This window comes from Xanthomonas sp. 1678, from assembly GCF_031455575.1.
Lineage (GTDB): Bacteria > Pseudomonadota > Gammaproteobacteria > Xanthomonadales > Xanthomonadaceae > Xanthomonas_A.
Genome location: NZ_JAVDSZ010000013.1, coordinates 157,907 through 173,751, shown reverse-complemented (window position 1 = coordinate 173,751; position 15,845 = coordinate 157,907). Strand labels below are relative to the sequence as shown.

General features: G+C 71.6%; 12 protein-coding genes. 9 read left to right on the top strand and 3 right to left on the bottom strand.

Going from position 1 to position 15,845, the window contains the following annotated elements; translation table 11 throughout:
- Window positions 1-365 precede the first annotated feature (365 nt).
- Both J2Y70_RS19720 and J2Y70_RS19715 read right to left on the bottom strand, forming a co-directional pair.
- On the bottom strand, window positions 366-1,778 hold the full coding sequence (locus J2Y70_RS19720; RefSeq protein WP_309921493.1) for a hypothetical protein: 1,413 nt from the start codon (window positions 1,776-1,778) through the stop codon (window positions 366-368).
- Between the two features lie 234 nt (window positions 1,779-2,012).
- The gene (locus tag J2Y70_RS19715) at window positions 2,013-4,169 is read right to left on the bottom strand and encodes a bifunctional (p)ppGpp synthetase/guanosine-3',5'-bis(diphosphate) 3'-pyrophosphohydrolase (protein WP_309921462.1); all 2,157 of its coding nucleotides are present in this window, start codon (window positions 4,167-4,169) and stop codon (window positions 2,013-2,015) included.
- 263 nt (window positions 4,170-4,432) lie between these two features.
- Between J2Y70_RS19715 and pqqA the strand changes: the two genes are divergently transcribed.
- From pqqA to J2Y70_RS19680, 7 genes are all read left to right on the top strand, one after another.
- Entirely contained in the window at window positions 4,433-4,519 is an 87-nt protein-coding gene (gene pqqA / locus J2Y70_RS19710; protein WP_309921490.1) for a pyrroloquinoline quinone precursor peptide PqqA, read from the top strand.
- 61 nt (window positions 4,520-4,580) lie between these two features.
- Window positions 4,581-5,480, top strand: coding sequence for a pyrroloquinoline quinone biosynthesis protein PqqB (gene pqqB / locus J2Y70_RS19705; RefSeq protein ID WP_309921458.1), 900 nt, complete (start codon window positions 4,581-4,583; stop codon window positions 5,478-5,480).
- A 25-nt stretch (window positions 5,481-5,505) separates the two neighbouring features.
- The gene (pqqC, locus tag J2Y70_RS19700; RefSeq protein ID WP_309921455.1) at window positions 5,506-6,252 is read left to right on the top strand and encodes a pyrroloquinoline-quinone synthase PqqC; all 747 of its coding nucleotides are present in this window, start codon (window positions 5,506-5,508) and stop codon (window positions 6,250-6,252) included.
- On the top strand, window positions 6,249-6,527 hold the full coding sequence (gene pqqD, locus J2Y70_RS19695) for a pyrroloquinoline quinone biosynthesis peptide chaperone PqqD (RefSeq protein WP_309921452.1): 279 nt from the start codon (window positions 6,249-6,251) through the stop codon (window positions 6,525-6,527). Before pqqC ends, pqqD begins: the two co-directional genes overlap by 4 nt.
- Window positions 6,524-7,642 (top strand): pyrroloquinoline quinone biosynthesis protein PqqE, encoded by a 1,119-nt coding sequence (gene pqqE / locus J2Y70_RS19690; protein WP_309921449.1) that lies wholly within the window; start codon window positions 6,524-6,526, stop codon window positions 7,640-7,642. The genes pqqD and pqqE overlap by 4 nt, the downstream gene beginning before the upstream one ends.
- A 153-nt stretch (window positions 7,643-7,795) precedes the next feature.
- Window positions 7,796-8,308: a hypothetical protein gene (locus J2Y70_RS19685; protein WP_309921447.1), complete on the top strand. Its 513-nt coding sequence runs from the start codon at window positions 7,796-7,798 to the stop codon at window positions 8,306-8,308.
- Between the two features lie 10 nt (window positions 8,309-8,318).
- A complete protein-coding gene (locus J2Y70_RS19680) occupies window positions 8,319-10,100 on the top strand; it encodes a chloride channel protein (protein WP_309921444.1) in 1,782 nt (593 codons plus the stop codon).
- A gap of 100 nt (window positions 10,101-10,200) precedes the next feature.
- Here the strand turns inward: J2Y70_RS19680 and hrpA are convergent, their stop codons facing one another.
- Window positions 10,201-14,388: an ATP-dependent RNA helicase HrpA gene (hrpA, locus tag J2Y70_RS19675; RefSeq protein ID WP_309921440.1), complete on the bottom strand. Its 4,188-nt coding sequence runs from the start codon at window positions 14,386-14,388 to the stop codon at window positions 10,201-10,203.
- Window positions 14,389-14,482: 94 nt separating this feature from the next.
- Here hrpA and J2Y70_RS19670 point away from each other — a divergent pair, with 94 nt between their 5' ends.
- A complete protein-coding gene (locus J2Y70_RS19670) occupies window positions 14,483-15,049 on the top strand; it encodes a Dps family protein (RefSeq protein WP_309921437.1) in 567 nt (188 codons plus the stop codon).
- A 212-nt stretch (window positions 15,050-15,261) separates the two neighbouring features.
- Window positions 15,262-15,804 (top strand): hypothetical protein, encoded by a 543-nt coding sequence (locus J2Y70_RS19665; protein ID WP_309921434.1) that lies wholly within the window; start codon window positions 15,262-15,264, stop codon window positions 15,802-15,804.
- Window positions 15,805-15,845 lie beyond the last annotated feature (41 nt).

Sequence of the window (15,845 nt, the reverse complement as noted above, 5' to 3'; positions counted from 1 at the left end):
ACGCTGGCCGCGAGCCTCTTGTGGGAGCGACTTCAGTCGCGACGAGCGAAGTTCGGAACTGCCACGGCGTCGGCCACTGCCCTGACTTGAGCCCCTCCTACAGTGCACCCAGCACGCTGGCCGCGAGCCCCTCTTATGGGAGCGACTTCAGTCGCGACGAGCGAAGTTCGGAACTGCCACGGCATCGGCCACTGCCCTGACTGGAGCCTGCAACGTACCAGCAGCCAGCAGAAGCGGTTCCGGGCGGTCTCGCACCATCGCCCGGGGCGAAACAGCGGCGGAATGGTGCGCTTCGCCAACCATCGGAACGATCCCAAGGGTCCAACATCCCTCCTGCAGCAATCGGATTCTCTGCGCAAAGATGCTCAGCGCCCAGGCGACAAACTCCGCAAGCGCTGTGCGAATGCCGCCAGCTCCGGCGTACCCGGATCGATCGCGCGCGCGCGGCGCAGCGCCTCGCGCGCGAACTCGGCGTCGCCAGCGCTCAAACGTTCGTCGCCGACCGCGAGCCAGCGCTGCGCCAGCCGTCGACGTGCCGCGGCCACGCCGTTGCCGCCCGGCGCCAGCGCCCGCCACGCGTCGTAGCACGCGCTCGCCGCCAGCACCCGGTTGCCGCGCAGTTCGTCGTCGAAGCATTGCCGCAGCGCCGCCAGCACGCGCTGCTCGGCGCTGCGCACGCGCGCATCGCGCGGCGCCAGCACCTGCGCCGCCAGCAGCGTGTCGTAGGCGCTGGCGCCGGGCGGGGTCAGCCAGTCGCCGCGCGCTTCGGCCGCCTGCAACGCCGCCAGCAAGACCTGCAGGCGGCGTGCGCGCTCGGCCGGCGAGAGCCGCGACTGCAGCGTGGCCTGGCTCTGCCGTGCGCGCGCCGACGCCTGCCGCGCATCGGCGAGCGCGCGGCTGTCGGGCGCCAACGCCTGTCCCTTCTGCAAGGCGCGCTCGGCCTCGGCAAAACGGAAATCGGCGGCGGCACGCATGGCCTGCGCCGCGTATGCGGCGGCCACGCGTTCCTCGCCGTCGCCCACGCCGGCAGCGTCCGGCGCGGCGGCGCGCAGCTTGGCGAAGGCGCGCGCCGCCGCGTCCAGGCGCTGCCGGCGCAAGGCCAGTTCGGCCTCGCGCTGCAGCGCTTCCAGTGCCCGGTTCAGCGCCGCCTGCGCCGCCGGCAGGTCGACATGCCCGGGGTCGTAGTCGCGCGCGCTGGCGACCAGCGTCGCGGCCGCCGGCACGTCACCACGCGCCAGCGCCGCCTGCGCCCGTTGCAGCAGCTCCGACAACGCATCCTCGCGACCTTCCAGCGCTTCGGTGCGTTCCGGCGCGAACTCCAGCACCTGCCGGTACAGCGGCAGCGCCGCATCGGGCGCGCCGTCCAGGCGACCCTCGCCGCGCGCCTGCGCCGCGCGTTGCAGCAGTTGGTCGAGTCCGGCATGCGCGGCCTCGCGCTGGCGCAGCGCGGCCTCGATGCGGTCGGCCTCGGCGCGCGGCACCTGCAACGCGCGCGCCAGCGCCAGCGCCGAACGCACCTGCGCATAGCGTCCCGCCGCCAGTGCCGCACGCGCCTGGCCGAGCGCGGCGCGGCCGGTCGCGGCCAGCCCCGCACGCGCCTGCAGGCGGTCGCCATCCAGCGCCAGCGCGGCCTCGAACCGCTCGCGCGCGCCGCTGCCGTCGGCCGCGCTGAGGCGGCCGGCACGCAACGCGGCATGGCCCTGGTCGAGCAGCTGCTGGATGCGTGTCTCCGGCCACAGCAGATCGGCCAGCGGGCGGCGGAACACCACCAGGGTCATCGCCACCAGCAGCAACGCCGCCAGCGCCCAACGCCAGACACGGCGATCGCGCCACAGCGGCACCCGTCGCTGCGTGCGCCGGCGTTCGTCCTTGATCTGATCTGGCGGCTTGCTCACCGCGCAAGCTTAACGCGCGCGCATGACGAAGGCCTGTTGCGGCGAGTCCTCCGCACCAACACGGCATCGCGGATCCTGCGCCAGGCAGTCGCCCTGCTCGCTGCCGCCGCCCCGCCCTCAGCCCAGGCGCCGTGCCTCGTCCACGCCGGGCAGCGCGTCGAGCTTGCCGAGCAGGGTCGACAACTGGCCGTAGTCGCCCACCTTCAGCCGCAGGCGCAGCTGCGCGCGGCCGCTGTCGCGCACGTTGTCGCTGTTGATCTCCAGCACGTGGGCGTCCTCCTGCGCGATCAGGTTGGTGATGTCCTTAAGCAGCCAGCGTCGGTCCATCGCCCGCACCAGCACGTCGACCTCGTAGCCGCCGCCGGCCTGGCCCCACTCCACCGGCAGCACCCGCTGCGGGCTGCCGGCGGCGAGCCGGGCGAAGGCGGCGCAATCGACACGATGGACGGTGACGCCACGGGTGCGGGTCAGGTAGCCGGCGATCGGTTCGCCGGCCACCGGCTGGCAGCAGCGCGCCAACTGCACCAGCAGGTTGCCCACGCCCTGCACGGTGAACTTGGACTTGGCCAGCCCGCTGCGGCGTGCGGTCGGTCGCGGCAGCGCCGGCGCGGCCGGCTGCGCCGCGGCGCGCTCGGCCTCGTGCAGGGCGCGGCCGACCTGGCTGGGGCCGACGTCGCCCAGCGCGACCTGGATGTACAGCTCTTCGATGCCGTCGGCATGGAATTTCTTCGCCGCCGGCAGCAGGTCGGCGTGCTGCAGGCCCAGGCGCTTGAGTTCGCGCTCGAGCAGGTCCTTGCCGGCCTGCACGTTGCGCGCGCGGTCGAGCTTGTGGAACCAGGCGCGCACCTTGTCGCGCGAGCGGCCGCTGGCCAGGTAGCCGTTGGCCGGCAGCAGCCAGTCGCGGCGCGGCTCGGCCTCCTTGCCGGTGAGGATCTCCACGCGATCGCCGCTGCGCAGCTTGTGGGTCAGCGGCACGATGCGGTTGTTGACCTTGGCGCCGCGGCAGCGATGCCCGACCATGGTGTGCACGTGGTAGGCGAAATCCAGCGGCGTGGCGCCCTGCGGCAGGTCGATCACCTCGCCCATCGGGGTCAGCGCATAGACCCGGTCCTCGACCAGCTCGGCATCCAGCGCACCGGCCAGCCCGCCCTGCTCGCTGTCCTGCGACTGCTCCAGCAGCTGCCGCATCCAGGTGATCTTGCGGTCGAAGGCCTTCTCCGCGCCCTTGCCGCCTTCCTTGTACTTCCAGTGCGCAGCCACGCCCAGCTCGGCCTGCGCATGCATGTCGTGGGTGCGGATCTGCACCTCGATCGTGCGCCCTTCCGGGCCGACCACGGCGGTGTGCAGCGAGCGGTAGTCGTTGGCCTTGGGCCGGGCGATGTAGTCGTCGAACTCGCTGGGCACCGGCGCCCACAACGCGTGCACCACGCCCAGCGCGGCGTAGCAGGCGGCGACGTCGTCGACCATCACCCGCACCGCGCGCAGGTCGTACAGCTGGTCGAAGGCCAGCCGCTTCTTCTGCATCTTCCGCCAGATGCTGTAGATGTGCTTGGGCCGGCCGCTGATCTCCGCGCGCAGGCCCTGCTCGCCCAGCGCCTTGGACAGGAGCTTCTTGACCGCCTCGATGTAGCGCTCGCGCGCCACCCGGCTTTCGTCCACCTCGCGCGCGATGCGCCGGTAGGTGTCCGGCTCCAGGTGGCGGAACGCCAGGTCTTCCAGTTCCCATTTCAGCTGCCAGATGCCCAGCCGGTTGGCCAACGGCGCGTGGATGTCGCGGGTCAGCTGCGCCAGCGCGCGGCGCTGCGCCTCGGGCAGCTTGTCGGCCTCGCGCATCTTCGCCAGCTGCCGCGCCAGCAGGATCGGCACCACGCGCAGGTCCTGCACGATCGACAGCAGCAGCCGGCGCAGGCCCTCGCTGTTGCGCCCGGCCTCGCGCCCGGCATGCAGCGCCCACACCTGGTCGGCCGCATCCTGCCCGTCGAGCAGGCCGGCCACCGCCTGCGCCCGCGCCGGCGGCGCCACCGGCAACTGCGCCAGGTGCGCACGCAACCCGGGCAGATCGAACAACAACGCGGCCAGCAGCGCCGCCTCGTCGGCGGACAGCAGCGCCAGCGCGTCCAGGGTGTCGGCCAGCACCGGCCACGGCGCGCGTGCGGCCTGCTCCGGCTGCGCGTGCCAGGCCTGCAGCAGCGCCTCGCGCAGCGCGGGCGCCAGGACAGCCGCCGCCGGACGCTGCAGCAGCGCCTCCAGGCCGGGATGGGAAGAGTGGTTCAAGGACGGGCATTCGCGGCGAAACAGTGCCGCCTACACTAGCGCGCTTGCGCGCTTTCCCACAATTGCGCGCGGCGCTGCCGGCCGCCGTGGCGTCCGTTGCGCATACGCACCGCAAGCTCAGTGTGATGCGCTTGCGACTTGGCCTGCCTTACCGGAATTTTCACATCCATGGCGAGGGGCAGGCCTATTCTCGAAGTCGACGCCGTCGCCCCGCCGCAGGCGGATGCCGCCGTCGTCGCCCTGTCGTCCCACTCTGAAGAGGAATGCCCATGAAGCAGTGGAACAAGCCAGTGATCCGCGAGATCTGCGTCGGCGCGGAGATCAACTGCTACGCCTCCGGCGAGCTTTGATCGCGCGTTAGCTCCTTTCCCGAGACGATGTGACCGGCCAGGCGCCGTAGACGGAGACCGGATGCACCTCATCGTATTGGGATCGGCGGCCGGCGGAGGGCACCCGCAATGGAACTGCCATACGCCCGCGAGCCTGCGGGCATGGCAACAGCTTGCGGGTGCCCAACGTCGCACCCAGGCCAGCATCGCGGTCAGCGCCGACAACCAGCGCTGGCTGTTGATCAACGCCTCCCCCGATTTCCGCCAGCAGCTGCTGGCCACCCCCGCGCTCTGGCCGCAACGCGACCTGCGCCATTCCCCGATCGAGGCCGTGCTGCTGACCAGCGGCGAGATCGACCATATCGCCGGCCTGCTGTCGATGCGCGAGAGCCAGCGCTTCGACCTGCATGCCAGCGGCCGCGTGCTCGACCTGCTGGCGCAGAATCCGATCTTCGACGCGCTGCATCCGGCCTACGTGCAACGCCATGCCTTCGCCCTGGACACGCCGCTGTCGCTGCTCGGCCTGCAGGTGACCCCGTTTGCGGTGCCCGGCAAGGTGCCGTTGTTCATGGAGAGCCGCCACAGCGGCGACCTGGCCGGCTCCGACGAGGAAACCCTGGGCCTGACCATCGACGACGGCCGCCATCGCCTGCACTACATCCCCGGCTGCGCGGCGATGACCGACGCGTTGCGCGCGCGCCTGCGCGGCGCCGAACTGGTGTTCTTCGACGGCACCCTGTGGCGCGACGACGAACTGGTGCAGCTCGGGGTCAGCGCCAAGACCGGCCAGCGCATGGGCCATCTCAGCATCGACGGCGAGGCCGGCACCCTGCGCGCGTTCGCCGACCTGGACGTAGCGCGCAAGGTCTTCATCCACATCAACACCACCAACCCGATCCTCGACGCCGGCTCGGCCGAACGCGCAGCGGTGGCCGCGCACGGCTGGGACGTCGCCCACGACGGCATGGATATCGCGCTGTGAGCCATCCACCTGTGAGCATCCGCCCGTGAGCGCTTTGCTCAGCCCCGACCAGCTGGAAGCGGAACTGCGCGCGATCGGCGCGCGCCTGTACCACGATCAGCACCCGTTCCACGCGCTGCTGCACAGCGGCCGACTCGACCGCGGCCAGGTCCAGGCCTGGGCGCTGAACCGCTACGAATACCAGCGCTGCATCCCGCTGAAGGACGCGGCGATCCTGGCGCGGATGGACGATCCGGCGCTGCGCCGGATCTGGCGCCAGCGCATCGTCGACCACGACGGCAGCGCCGACGGCGAAGGCGGCATCGCGCGCTGGCTGCACCTGACCGACGCGCTGGGCCTGGACCGCGAACTGGTGCAGTCCGGCCGCGCCCTGCTGCCCGGCACCCGCTTCGCGGTGCAGGCCTACCTGCACTTCGTGCGCGAGAAGAGCCTGCTGGAGGCGATCGCCTCGTCGCTGACCGAACTGTTCGCGCCGGGCATCATCGGCCGCCGCGTCGCCGGCATGCTGCAGCACTACGATTTCGTCTCGCGCGAGGCGCTGGCGTATTTCGAGCACCGCCTGCACGAGGCGCCGCGCGACTCGGACTTCGCCCTGGACTACGTCAAGCGCCACGCCGACACGATCGAGAAGCAGCAACTGGTGCAGGACGCGCTGCGCTTCAAGTGCGGCGTGCTGTGGTCGCAGCTGGACGCGCTGCATTTCGCCTACGTGCAACCCGCCGTGGCCTGGCCGGAGGCGTTCGCCGCCGCGCCGGCGCAGGCGGTGGCATGAGCACGCTGGCGCCGGCCAGCTGCCCGCGGCTGCCGCCGGGCGTGCGCCTGCAGCACGACCGCGCCCGCGCGCAGTGGGTGCTGCTGGCGCCGGAACGGGTGATCGAACTGGACGAGATCGCGCATGCGATCGTGTCGCGCTGCGATGGCGTACGCAGCCTCGCGACGATCGCGGCCGAACTGGCCGCGGAATTCGACGCCGACCCGGCCGAGGTCGAACGCGACGTGCTCGAGCTGGCCGCGCAGCTGCACGACAAACGCCTGCTGCGCGCATGAACGCGACCGTGCCGCCGCCGCTGTCGCTGCTGCTGGAGCTGACCCACCGCTGCCCGCTGGCCTGCCCGTACTGCTCCAACCCGATCGCGCTGGCCGCGCTGCGCGAGGAGATGGACACCGCCGGCTGGCGTTCGGCGCTGGACCAGGCCGCGGCGATGGGCGTGCTGCAGGCCCATTTCTCCGGCGGCGAGCCGATGCTGCGTAAGGACCTGCCCGACCTGGTCGCGCATGCGCGCGCGCTGGGCCTGTACAGCAACCTGATCACCTCCGGCGTGGCCGGCGGCGCGCCGATGCTGGCGCAACTGGCCGACGCCGGGCTGGAGCACGTGCAATTGAGCGTGCAGGACGCCGATGCCGCCGGCGCCGACTTCATCGCCGGTTACCGCGACAGTCTGGCCAAGAAACGCGCGTTCGCCGCCGCGGTCACCGCGCTCGGCCTGCCGCTGACGATCAACGCGGTGATCCACCGCCACAACGCCGAACGGGTGCCGGCGATGATCGACCTGGCGCTGGAACTGGGCGCCGAGCGCCTGGAAGTGGCGCACACCCAGTACTACGGCTGGGGCCTGCGCAACCGCGCCGCGCTGATGCCCAGCCGCGCGCAGATCGACGCCACCGTGGTCGCGGTGACCGCCGCGCGCGAGCGCCTGCGCGACCGCCTGACGATCGATTTCGTCACCCCCGACTACTACGCGCACCGGCCCAAGGCGTGCATGGGCGGCTGGGGCCAGCGCTTCGTCAACATCTCCCCGCGCGGCGACGTGCTGCCCTGCCACGCCGCCGAGACCCTGCCGGACATGGTGTTCGAGAACCTGCGCGAACGGCCGCTGGCGGCGATCTGGCAGGACGGCGAGGCGTTCGCGCGCTTCCGCGGCACGGCGTGGATGCCGGAAGTCTGCCAGGGCTGTCCGAAACGCGAGATCGACTGGGGCGGCTGCCGTTGCCAGGCGCTGGCGCTGAGCGGCGACGCGGCGACGCTGGACCCGGTCTGCGAGCGCGCGCCGGAGCATGCCGACCTGCAGGCGCTGGCCCAGCGCGAGGCGGCCGGCGCGGCGCCGGAATTCGTGTACCGGCGCCCAGCGCGGCCGCACGCCACCGAGCCAAGCACCGGCTGAGCGTCGGATCACCCTGTCCGCCGCCTGCGCCAACGGTGATCGGCGGCGGCGTGGATGGCGCACAAGCCGGCATGACGGCGCGCGCCACCCACCCGGCACCGGCGGCGCGGCTTGCGACTACACTAGCCCGCATCCCACTGCCCGGATCCCGCCATGCTGCTTGCGCGCCTCACTCCCCTGGTCCTGTGCGCGGCGCTCGCCGTGTCCGCCGCTCCCGCCGCCGCCCAACGCACCGTCGCCGGCGACCTGCAGACGCAGATGTCGACGCAGGAGTTCAAGGCCGCCGGCCTGGACAAACTGTCGCCACAGGAACTGGCCGCGCTGAACGATTGGCTGCAGGGCAAGGTCGCCAAGGAAACCGCGGTGGCGCTGGAGAAGGCCAAGGAAGAAGGCCGCCAGGAAGTGATCGTGAAGAACCGCGGCTTCTTCGACTTCGGCAGCCAGGAACCGATCGTCAGCACCCTGGTGGGCGACTTCACCGGCTTCTCCAAGGGCCGCCGCTACGTGCTGGCCAACGGCCAGGAATGGGAGCAGACCGAATCGGCCAGCCTGAGCAGCGTGCACCGCAGCGCGCCCAAGGTGCGGATCAAGCCCGGCATCGCCGGCGTGTGGTACATGCAGGTCGACACCTACAACACCCAGGCCAAGGTCCGGCGGGTCAAGTAAGGCGCGTGCCGTGAACGCGCGCCAGCACCCGCGGCTGGGCCTGGCCGACGCCTCGCACAGCCTGGCCGACGCGCTGCGCCGGCGCTTCCGCGCCAGCGACGTCTGGTTCATCGCGCTGGCGCTGCTGGTGGGCCTGGTCGCCGGCCTGCTGACCCTGTTGCAGAGCGGCCTGGCGCACCATGCGCAGGCCTGGCTGTACGGCCTGGACGCCGACGCCCGGCTCAGCGCGCTGCCCGAACTGAGCCTTGGCCAGTTGCTGGTGTTGCCGCTGGGCGGGCTGCTGGTCGGCCTGCTCGGCATGGCCGCACGCGCGCGCAAGCGCCAGCTGATCGATGCGGTGGAGGCCAACGCGCTGTACGGCGGGCGCATGTCGATGCGCGACAACCTGATCGTGTCCGCGCAGACCCTGCTGTCCAACGGCTGCGGCGCCTCGGTCGGGCTGGAAGCGGCGTACACGCAGATGGGCGCGGGCAGCGGCTCGCACCTGGGGCGGATCCTGCGCCTGCGCCGCGCCGACATCCGCACCCTGGTCGGCGCCGGCGCCGGCGCGGCCATCGCCGCCGCGTTCGGCGCGCCGCTGGCCGGCGCGTTCTACGCGTTCGAAATCGTGATCGGCGCGTACTCGCCGTCGGCGCTGGCGCCGGTCGCGGTGGCGTCGCTGGGCGCGGTGTTCGTGGCCCAGGCCGCCGGCGTGCAGCCGTACCTGCTGCCGGCCTCGGCGGCGTCCGCGCTGGAAGCGCGCGACTACGCGCTGTACGCATTGCTGGGCGTGATCTGCGCGCTGCTGGCGGTGGCGGTGATGCGCCTGGTCGCGGCGATCGAGCAGGCGGTCAACCGCAGCCCGCTGCCGCGCTGGGCGCGGCCGGTGGCCGGCGGCCTGATGCTGATCCCGCTGGCGCTGATCACCCCGCAGGTACTCTCCTCCGGGCACGGCGCGCTGCACCTGGACCTGACCAGCCCGACCTCGCTGCAATGGCTGGGCATGCTGTTGCTGCTCAAGTGCCTGGCCTCGGGCATTTCGCTCGGCTTCGGTTTCCGCGGCGGCCTGTTCTTCGCCTCGCTGTTCATGGGCTCGCTGGTCGGCGGCCTGTTCGCCGGCCTGTTGAACCTGGGCAGCGGCATGGCCCTGGTCGACGGCACCGCCGCCTCGCTGGCCGGCATGGCCGCGCTGGCCGCGGCGGTGGTCGGCGCGCCGATGACGATGGCGATGCTGGTGCTCGAAGGCACCCACGATTTCGTGCTGGCCAGTGCGGTGATGGTGGCGGTGCTGGTGGCCAACACCATCGTGCGCCAGGTGTTCGGCTATTCGTTCTCGACCTGGCGCCTGCACCTGCGCGGCGAGACCATCAAGAGCGCGCGCGACGTGGGCTGGGTCAAGCACCTGAGCGCCGGGCGGATGATGCGCAAGGACGTGCACCCGCTCGCCGCCGCCACCTCGGTGGCCGAGTTCCGCCGCCGCTTCCCGCTCGGCTCGGGCACGCGCGTGGTACTGGAGGACGAACACGGCCACTACGCCGGCCTGGTGACGCTGGCCGCGGCCTACGCCGACGGCGTCGACGCCGACGCGGCGATCGCCGACTATGCCGGCAACCGCGACGTGGCCCTGCGCGCCGACACCGACGTGGTCACCGCGATGCGCCAGTTCGACCTGACCCAGAGCGACGAACTGGCGGTGGTCGACGAACAGGGCAAGGTGCTCGGCGTACTGACCGAAGGCTTCGTGCGCAAGCGCTACGCCGAGGAGCTGGACAAGCGCCAGCGCGAGCTGATGGGCGAGCGGGTGGATGATTGAGTGAGAGGCCGGGATTGGGGATTGGGGATTCGTAAAAGCGATTACGGATGTCTGATCGCGCGCTTTGCGCTTTTACGAATCCCCAATCCCGAATCCCGAATCACCGCAACTGAGCCACCCGCTGCGCCAGTTTCTTCGCCGAGATCCCGGCCTTGGCGCCCAGCTCCTGCGCGAACAACGACACGCGCAATTCCTCCAGGTCCCAGCGCAGCGCCTGCCATTGCGGATCGCCGCTGCGCCCGGCCGCGGCGGCGGCAGCCAGCGCGTCGACGAAGGGCTTGAGCTCCAGCATCCGCGCCTGATCGCGCGCCGGGTCGCGCTTGGCGCGTTCGGCGCGCAGGATCATCGCGCGCAGGTAGCGCGGGAACTGCGCCAGCGCCGTCGCCGGCGTCTCGCGCAGGAAGCCCGGATGCACCAGCGCCGCCAGCTGCGCGCGCAGGTCGTCGAGGTTGCCGCTGGCCCAGCCCATCAGCGGCGATTCCAGTTGCGGCTTCAGTTCCGCCGCCGCGCCCATGATCGCCTCGGCCAGTTTCAGCCGCTCCATCGCCTCGCCGAACAGCTGCTTGCCGGCGGCATCGCGGCGCTGGGCGAAGCTGCCGGGGTCGCGGATCGCGTCCAGGCCATCTTCGAGCAATGCATTCAACGCCGCATCGACCAGGTCGCCGCGCAGCCGCTCCTGCGACTCGATCGCCGCATACAGCAGCCCGGTCTTGGGCGACACCGGCAGTTGCTTGCGTGCCTGCTTGACCTTGTCGGCCAGCGCGATCTCCAGCAACCGGCGCACGCCACGCGGATGTTCGGCCTCGGCCTGCGCACGGTCGGCGAAGATGCGCAGCGCCGCGGCCTCGCCTTCGTCGATCAGCGCCGGATACGCCGGCACGCCGGCTTCGCCCGGCACCTGCAGCGGGATCGGCGCGGACGGGAATTCGCGCAGCCCGTCGGCTGCCATTTCGCGTCCGGCGCGGGCCGCGAACGCCTGCCCGGCGCGGTCGCCGAAGCGCGCGCGCAGCGCCTCCAGGTCGCGCGCTTCGGCCAGCACTTTGCCGACGTCGTCGCGCAGCCGCAGGTTCATGCGCAGGTGCGGTTCCAGCGTGGTCTCGTCGAAGTCCAGCGCACTCAGCGCCGCGCCGGTGGCGCGCTGCAGGAAGCGCGCCAGTTCGCCGCGGATATCATCGGCGCTGGGCTGCGGGAACGCCTCGTAGAAGGCGCGGGCGAAATCCGGAGCGGGCACGTAGTTGCGCCGCAGCGCCTTGGGCAGGCTGCGGATCAGCGCCGCGGCCTTGTCGGCGACGAAACCCGGCGCCAGCCACGACAGCCGCGCCGGATCCAGCGCGTTGAGCAGGTGCAGCGGCACCTCCAGGGTCACGCCGTCGTCGGCCGCGCCGGGCTCGAATTTATAGTGCAGCGCCAGCCGCGCGTCGCCCAGGGCGAAGTACTTCGGATAGCGATCGGCCTCGCTGCCCTCGCCCGGCAGCAGGTCGGTCAGCGACCAGTGCAGCGCGCGCCGCTGCTCCGGCGGCAGCGCCTTCCACCACGCGTCCAGGCCGGCGGCCGAGTGGATCTCGCCCGGAATCCGGTCCAGGTACCAGCGCGCCTGCCAGTCCTCGTCGGCGACGATGCCGGCGCGGCGCAGCTTGGCTTCTTCCTCGTGCGCCTGCGCCAGCACCTTCTGGTTGTCGGCGACGAAACTGGCGCGGGTGTTGACCTCGCCCGGCACCAGGCCCTGGCGCACGAACAGCTCGTGCGCGCCGGGCGGATCGATACGGCCGTAGTGCACCGGCTTCTTCGGCGCCAGCACCAGCCCGAACAGGCTGATCTGCTCGGAGGCCAGCACCTGGCCCTGCGCGCGCGACCAGTGCGGGTCGAAGTGCTTGCGCGCCAGCAGGTGCGGCAGCTCGGCGATGACCCAGTCCGGCTCGATCGCGGCATTGGTCAGGCCCCACACCTTCTGCGTGTCCAGCAGCGTGGCCGGCAGCACCCACGGCGGCGGCTTGCGGGCAAGCGTGGAGCCGGGGAACAGCAGGAAACGGCGCTGCCGCGGCGCCAGGAAATCGCCCTTCTCGGTGCGATGGCCGACCTGCGTCGGCAGGCCGGCGAGCAGCGCGCGATGCAGCGCCTGGTAGGCGGCGGCGCGTTCGCGCTCGCTCGCACGTGGCGCGTCGTCGGCCGCATTGGCCGGCGGCGCGGGCCTGGTCTCGACCGGCGCAGCCGTCGGCTCGCTGCGCCCTTCGCGCGCCAGCCGCGCGGCACGGTGCAGCTGCCCGCGCGTGGCCCGCGCATTGGTCTCGGCATCGCGCGCCGGCGGCAGCGACGCGGCGCCGGCCAGCAGCGGCAGCAGCGAGGCCGCCGCCGGCTCCTCGCTCCAGCCCAGTTCCTCGCACAGCAGGTGCAGCTGGCGATGCAGTTCGCGCCACTCGCGCATGCGCAGGAAACCGAGGAAGTTGCGCCCGCACCAGTCGCGCAGCTTGGACTGGGTCAGCTCCTCGTGCGCCTGCCGGTAGCCGTCCCACAGGCGCAGGATGCCGACGAATTCCGAGCGCGCATCGGCGAACTTGGCGTGCGCGTTGTCGGCCGCCTCGCGCGCTTCCGGCGGGCGCTCGCGCGGGTCCTGGATGCCCAGGAACGCGGCGATCACCAGCATCGGCCGCAGGCAGCCATGCTGCTGCGCGGCCACCAGCATCCGCGCCAGCTTCACGTCCACCGGCAGCCGCGCCATCTTGCGGCCGATCTCGGTGAGCTTGCGCAGGCCATGGCGGTCGGCCTCGCCGACCGCGCCCAGCTCCACCAGCTGCTGCCAGCCATCGGCGACCGCGCGTTCGTCCGGCGGCTCCAGGAACGGGAAATCCTCGATCCGCCCCAGGCCCAGCTGCAGCATGCGCAGGATCACCCCGGCCAGGCTGGAGCGGCGGATCTCCGGATCGGTGAACTCCGGCCGCGCCTGGAAATCGGCCTCGGCGTACAGCCGGTAGCAGATACCTTCGGCCACGCGCCCGCAGCGGCCCTTGCGCTGGTTGGCGCTGGCCTGCGAGATCGGCTCGATGTGCAGCCGGTCCAGCTTCTGCCGCGGGCTGTAGCGCTTGACCCGCGCATAGCCCGGATCGACCACGTAGCGGATCCGCGGCACCGTCAGCGAGGTCTCGGCGACGTTGGTGGCCAGCACCAGGCGCCGCCGCGGGCCCGGATTGAACACCCGGTCCTGGTCGCTGTTGGACAGCCGCGCGTACAGCGGCAGCACCTCGGTCTCGCGGTACTTGCGCCGCTCCAGCGCCTGGTGCGCATCGCGGATCTCGCGCTCGCCGGGCAGGAACAGCAGCACGTCGCCGCGCGGATCGAGCCGGGTGATCTCGTCCACCGCGGCCACGATCGCATCGTTGACTGTGAGGCCGGGATTGGGGAGTCGGGAGTCGGGAGTCGCAACCGCAACGGCCGTTCGCGGCGAACGTTGGCCTTCTCGCGCTTCTGCCAATCCCGAATCCCCACTCTCCAATCCCGGCTCTTCCAGCGGCCGGTAGCGCACCTCCACCGGGAAGGTGCGGCCCTCGACGCTGATCACCGGCGCGCCGTCGAAATGTTCGGCGAAGCGCGCGGTGTCGATCGTCGCCGAGGTCACGATCACCTTCAGCTCCGGGCGCTTGCGCAGCAGCTGCTTGAGGTAGCCGAGCAGGAAGTCGATGTTGAGGCTGCGTTCGTGCGCCTCGTCGACGATGATCGTGTCGTAGCTGGACAGCCAGCGGTCGCTGGCGATCTCGGCCAGCAGGATGCCGTCGGTCATGAACTTGATCCGGGTCTCCTCGCCGACCCGGTCGTTGAAGCGCACCTGGAAGCCGACCGCCCCGCCCACCGGCGTGCGCAGTTCCTCGGCCACGCGCGCGGCCACCGCGCGCGCGGCGATGCGCCGCGGCTGGGTGCAGCCGATCATGCCGGCGGCGCCGCGGCCGGCGGCCAGGCACAGCTTCGGCAGCTGGGTGGTCTTGCCCGAGCCGGTCTCGCCGGCGATGACCACCACCTGGTGCGCGCGGATCAGCGCCACGATGCGCTCGGCCTCGCGCGCGATCGGCAGTTGCTCGTCTAGGGTGATCGCCGGCTGCGCCGCCGCGCGCGCCTCGCAGCGCGCCCGCGACTGGCCCAGCGCCTGCTCGAACGCGGCCTCCGCTGCGGGATTGCCGGGCGCGGCCTGCCAGCGCGACCATAGGCCGAACAGGCGGCCGCGGTCGCGGGTCAGCGCCCCGTCGATCGCGTCGCGGCGCTCGCGCAGGCGGGTGGCCAGGTGTTTTTCGATAGTGCTCATCAATCGGGTGCCGTTGAACTTTGAATAACAGCGCATGCTTTAGTCTGTCTATTGTGACGCCATATCGTTCCCAACCCCTCAAGAGGATCCCCTGATGGCCAAGAGCAAGACCCCCGGCAAGACCAAGAGCCCCGCCAAGCAGGCCGCGTCCACCACGCCGCTGGCGGCGCTGGCGCCGTCCGCGCCCAACATCGATATCGGGATCAGTGGCGGCGACCGCAAGAAGATCGCCGACGGCCTGTCGCAGTTCATGGCCGACGCGTTCACCCTGTACCTGAAGACCCACAACTTCCACTGGAACGTGACCGGGTCGATGTTCAACTCGCTGCACCTGATGTTCGAGACCCAGTACACCGAGCAGTGGGCGGCGCTGGACGACGTCGCCGAGCGCATCCGCGCGCTGGGCTTCAACGCGCCCGGCTCGTACAAGGAATTCGCCGCGCTGACCTCGATCCCGGAAGAGCCGGGCCTGAGCGACAGCGCCGACTGGCGCGAGATGGTGCGCCAGCTGGTGGTCGGCAACGAGGCGCTGTGCCGCACCGCGCGCAAGGCGCTCAAGACCGCCGACGATGCCGGCGACGACCCGTCGGTGGACATGCTGACCCAGCGCCTGCAGACCCACGAGAAGTACGCGTGGATGCTGCGGTCGCTGCTGCAGTAAGGGTACGGCCACGCCTGCGCAGCAGGCATGGCCTCCCAGAGTTTGCGCTGCAAACTCTGGCCCCCCAGCATCGTGGCTCCCGATCCCCGCGCCTTCGGCGCGCCCCCTTACCAAGGGGGCTTGCACGCCGGGGTTTCAACGCAAGCGCCCGGGTCGCAAGCGTCGTGCATACTGGCGGGCGGAGCAGCCGCTCCGCCCACATGTGACGTTCGATGATCGCCCCGTCTCCGTATCCCTCGCTGCGTCGCCCACTGCTGGCCATCGTGCTGGGCTGCGCCGTTGGCATCGCGGCTGGTTTGGCCGCGGGTTTTCATGCGTGGTGGCAGCTCGGCGACTCCGGCGTGCCCACCAATAGTGGACATGGGCTGGTCGCGTTGCTGCTCGCGGTGCTGACCGTGATCGGCTACAGCGTCAGTTTCCTCATGCCCGCGCTGAACTGGTTCGCCGGGGTGTGGGCCGCCTGCGTCGCGCTGGCCCTGGCGGTGGACAGCTACCAGCCGCAGCAGCGCAGCGTGCCGAAGATGACCGCGCTGGCCTTGCTGCTGCTGGCGAGCGGCCTGGGCGTGCTGGCGGTGACGTGGTGGGCGCGCGGATACGACCCCGACCATCCGGCGCAGCTGGTGGCGCTGATCGCGCCGGCGCTGGCGTGTTCGTCAGGGCTGCTGGTCGCGCTGCCGGTGCTGGTGATCGGCCACTTTGTCGGCAGGCGCCGCGCGCGTCGGGCAATGCCGACGCATGCGGCATCGCTTGCCTGACACTGCGCAGCACGGCGGCGCCGCTCGGGCGCACTTGACCT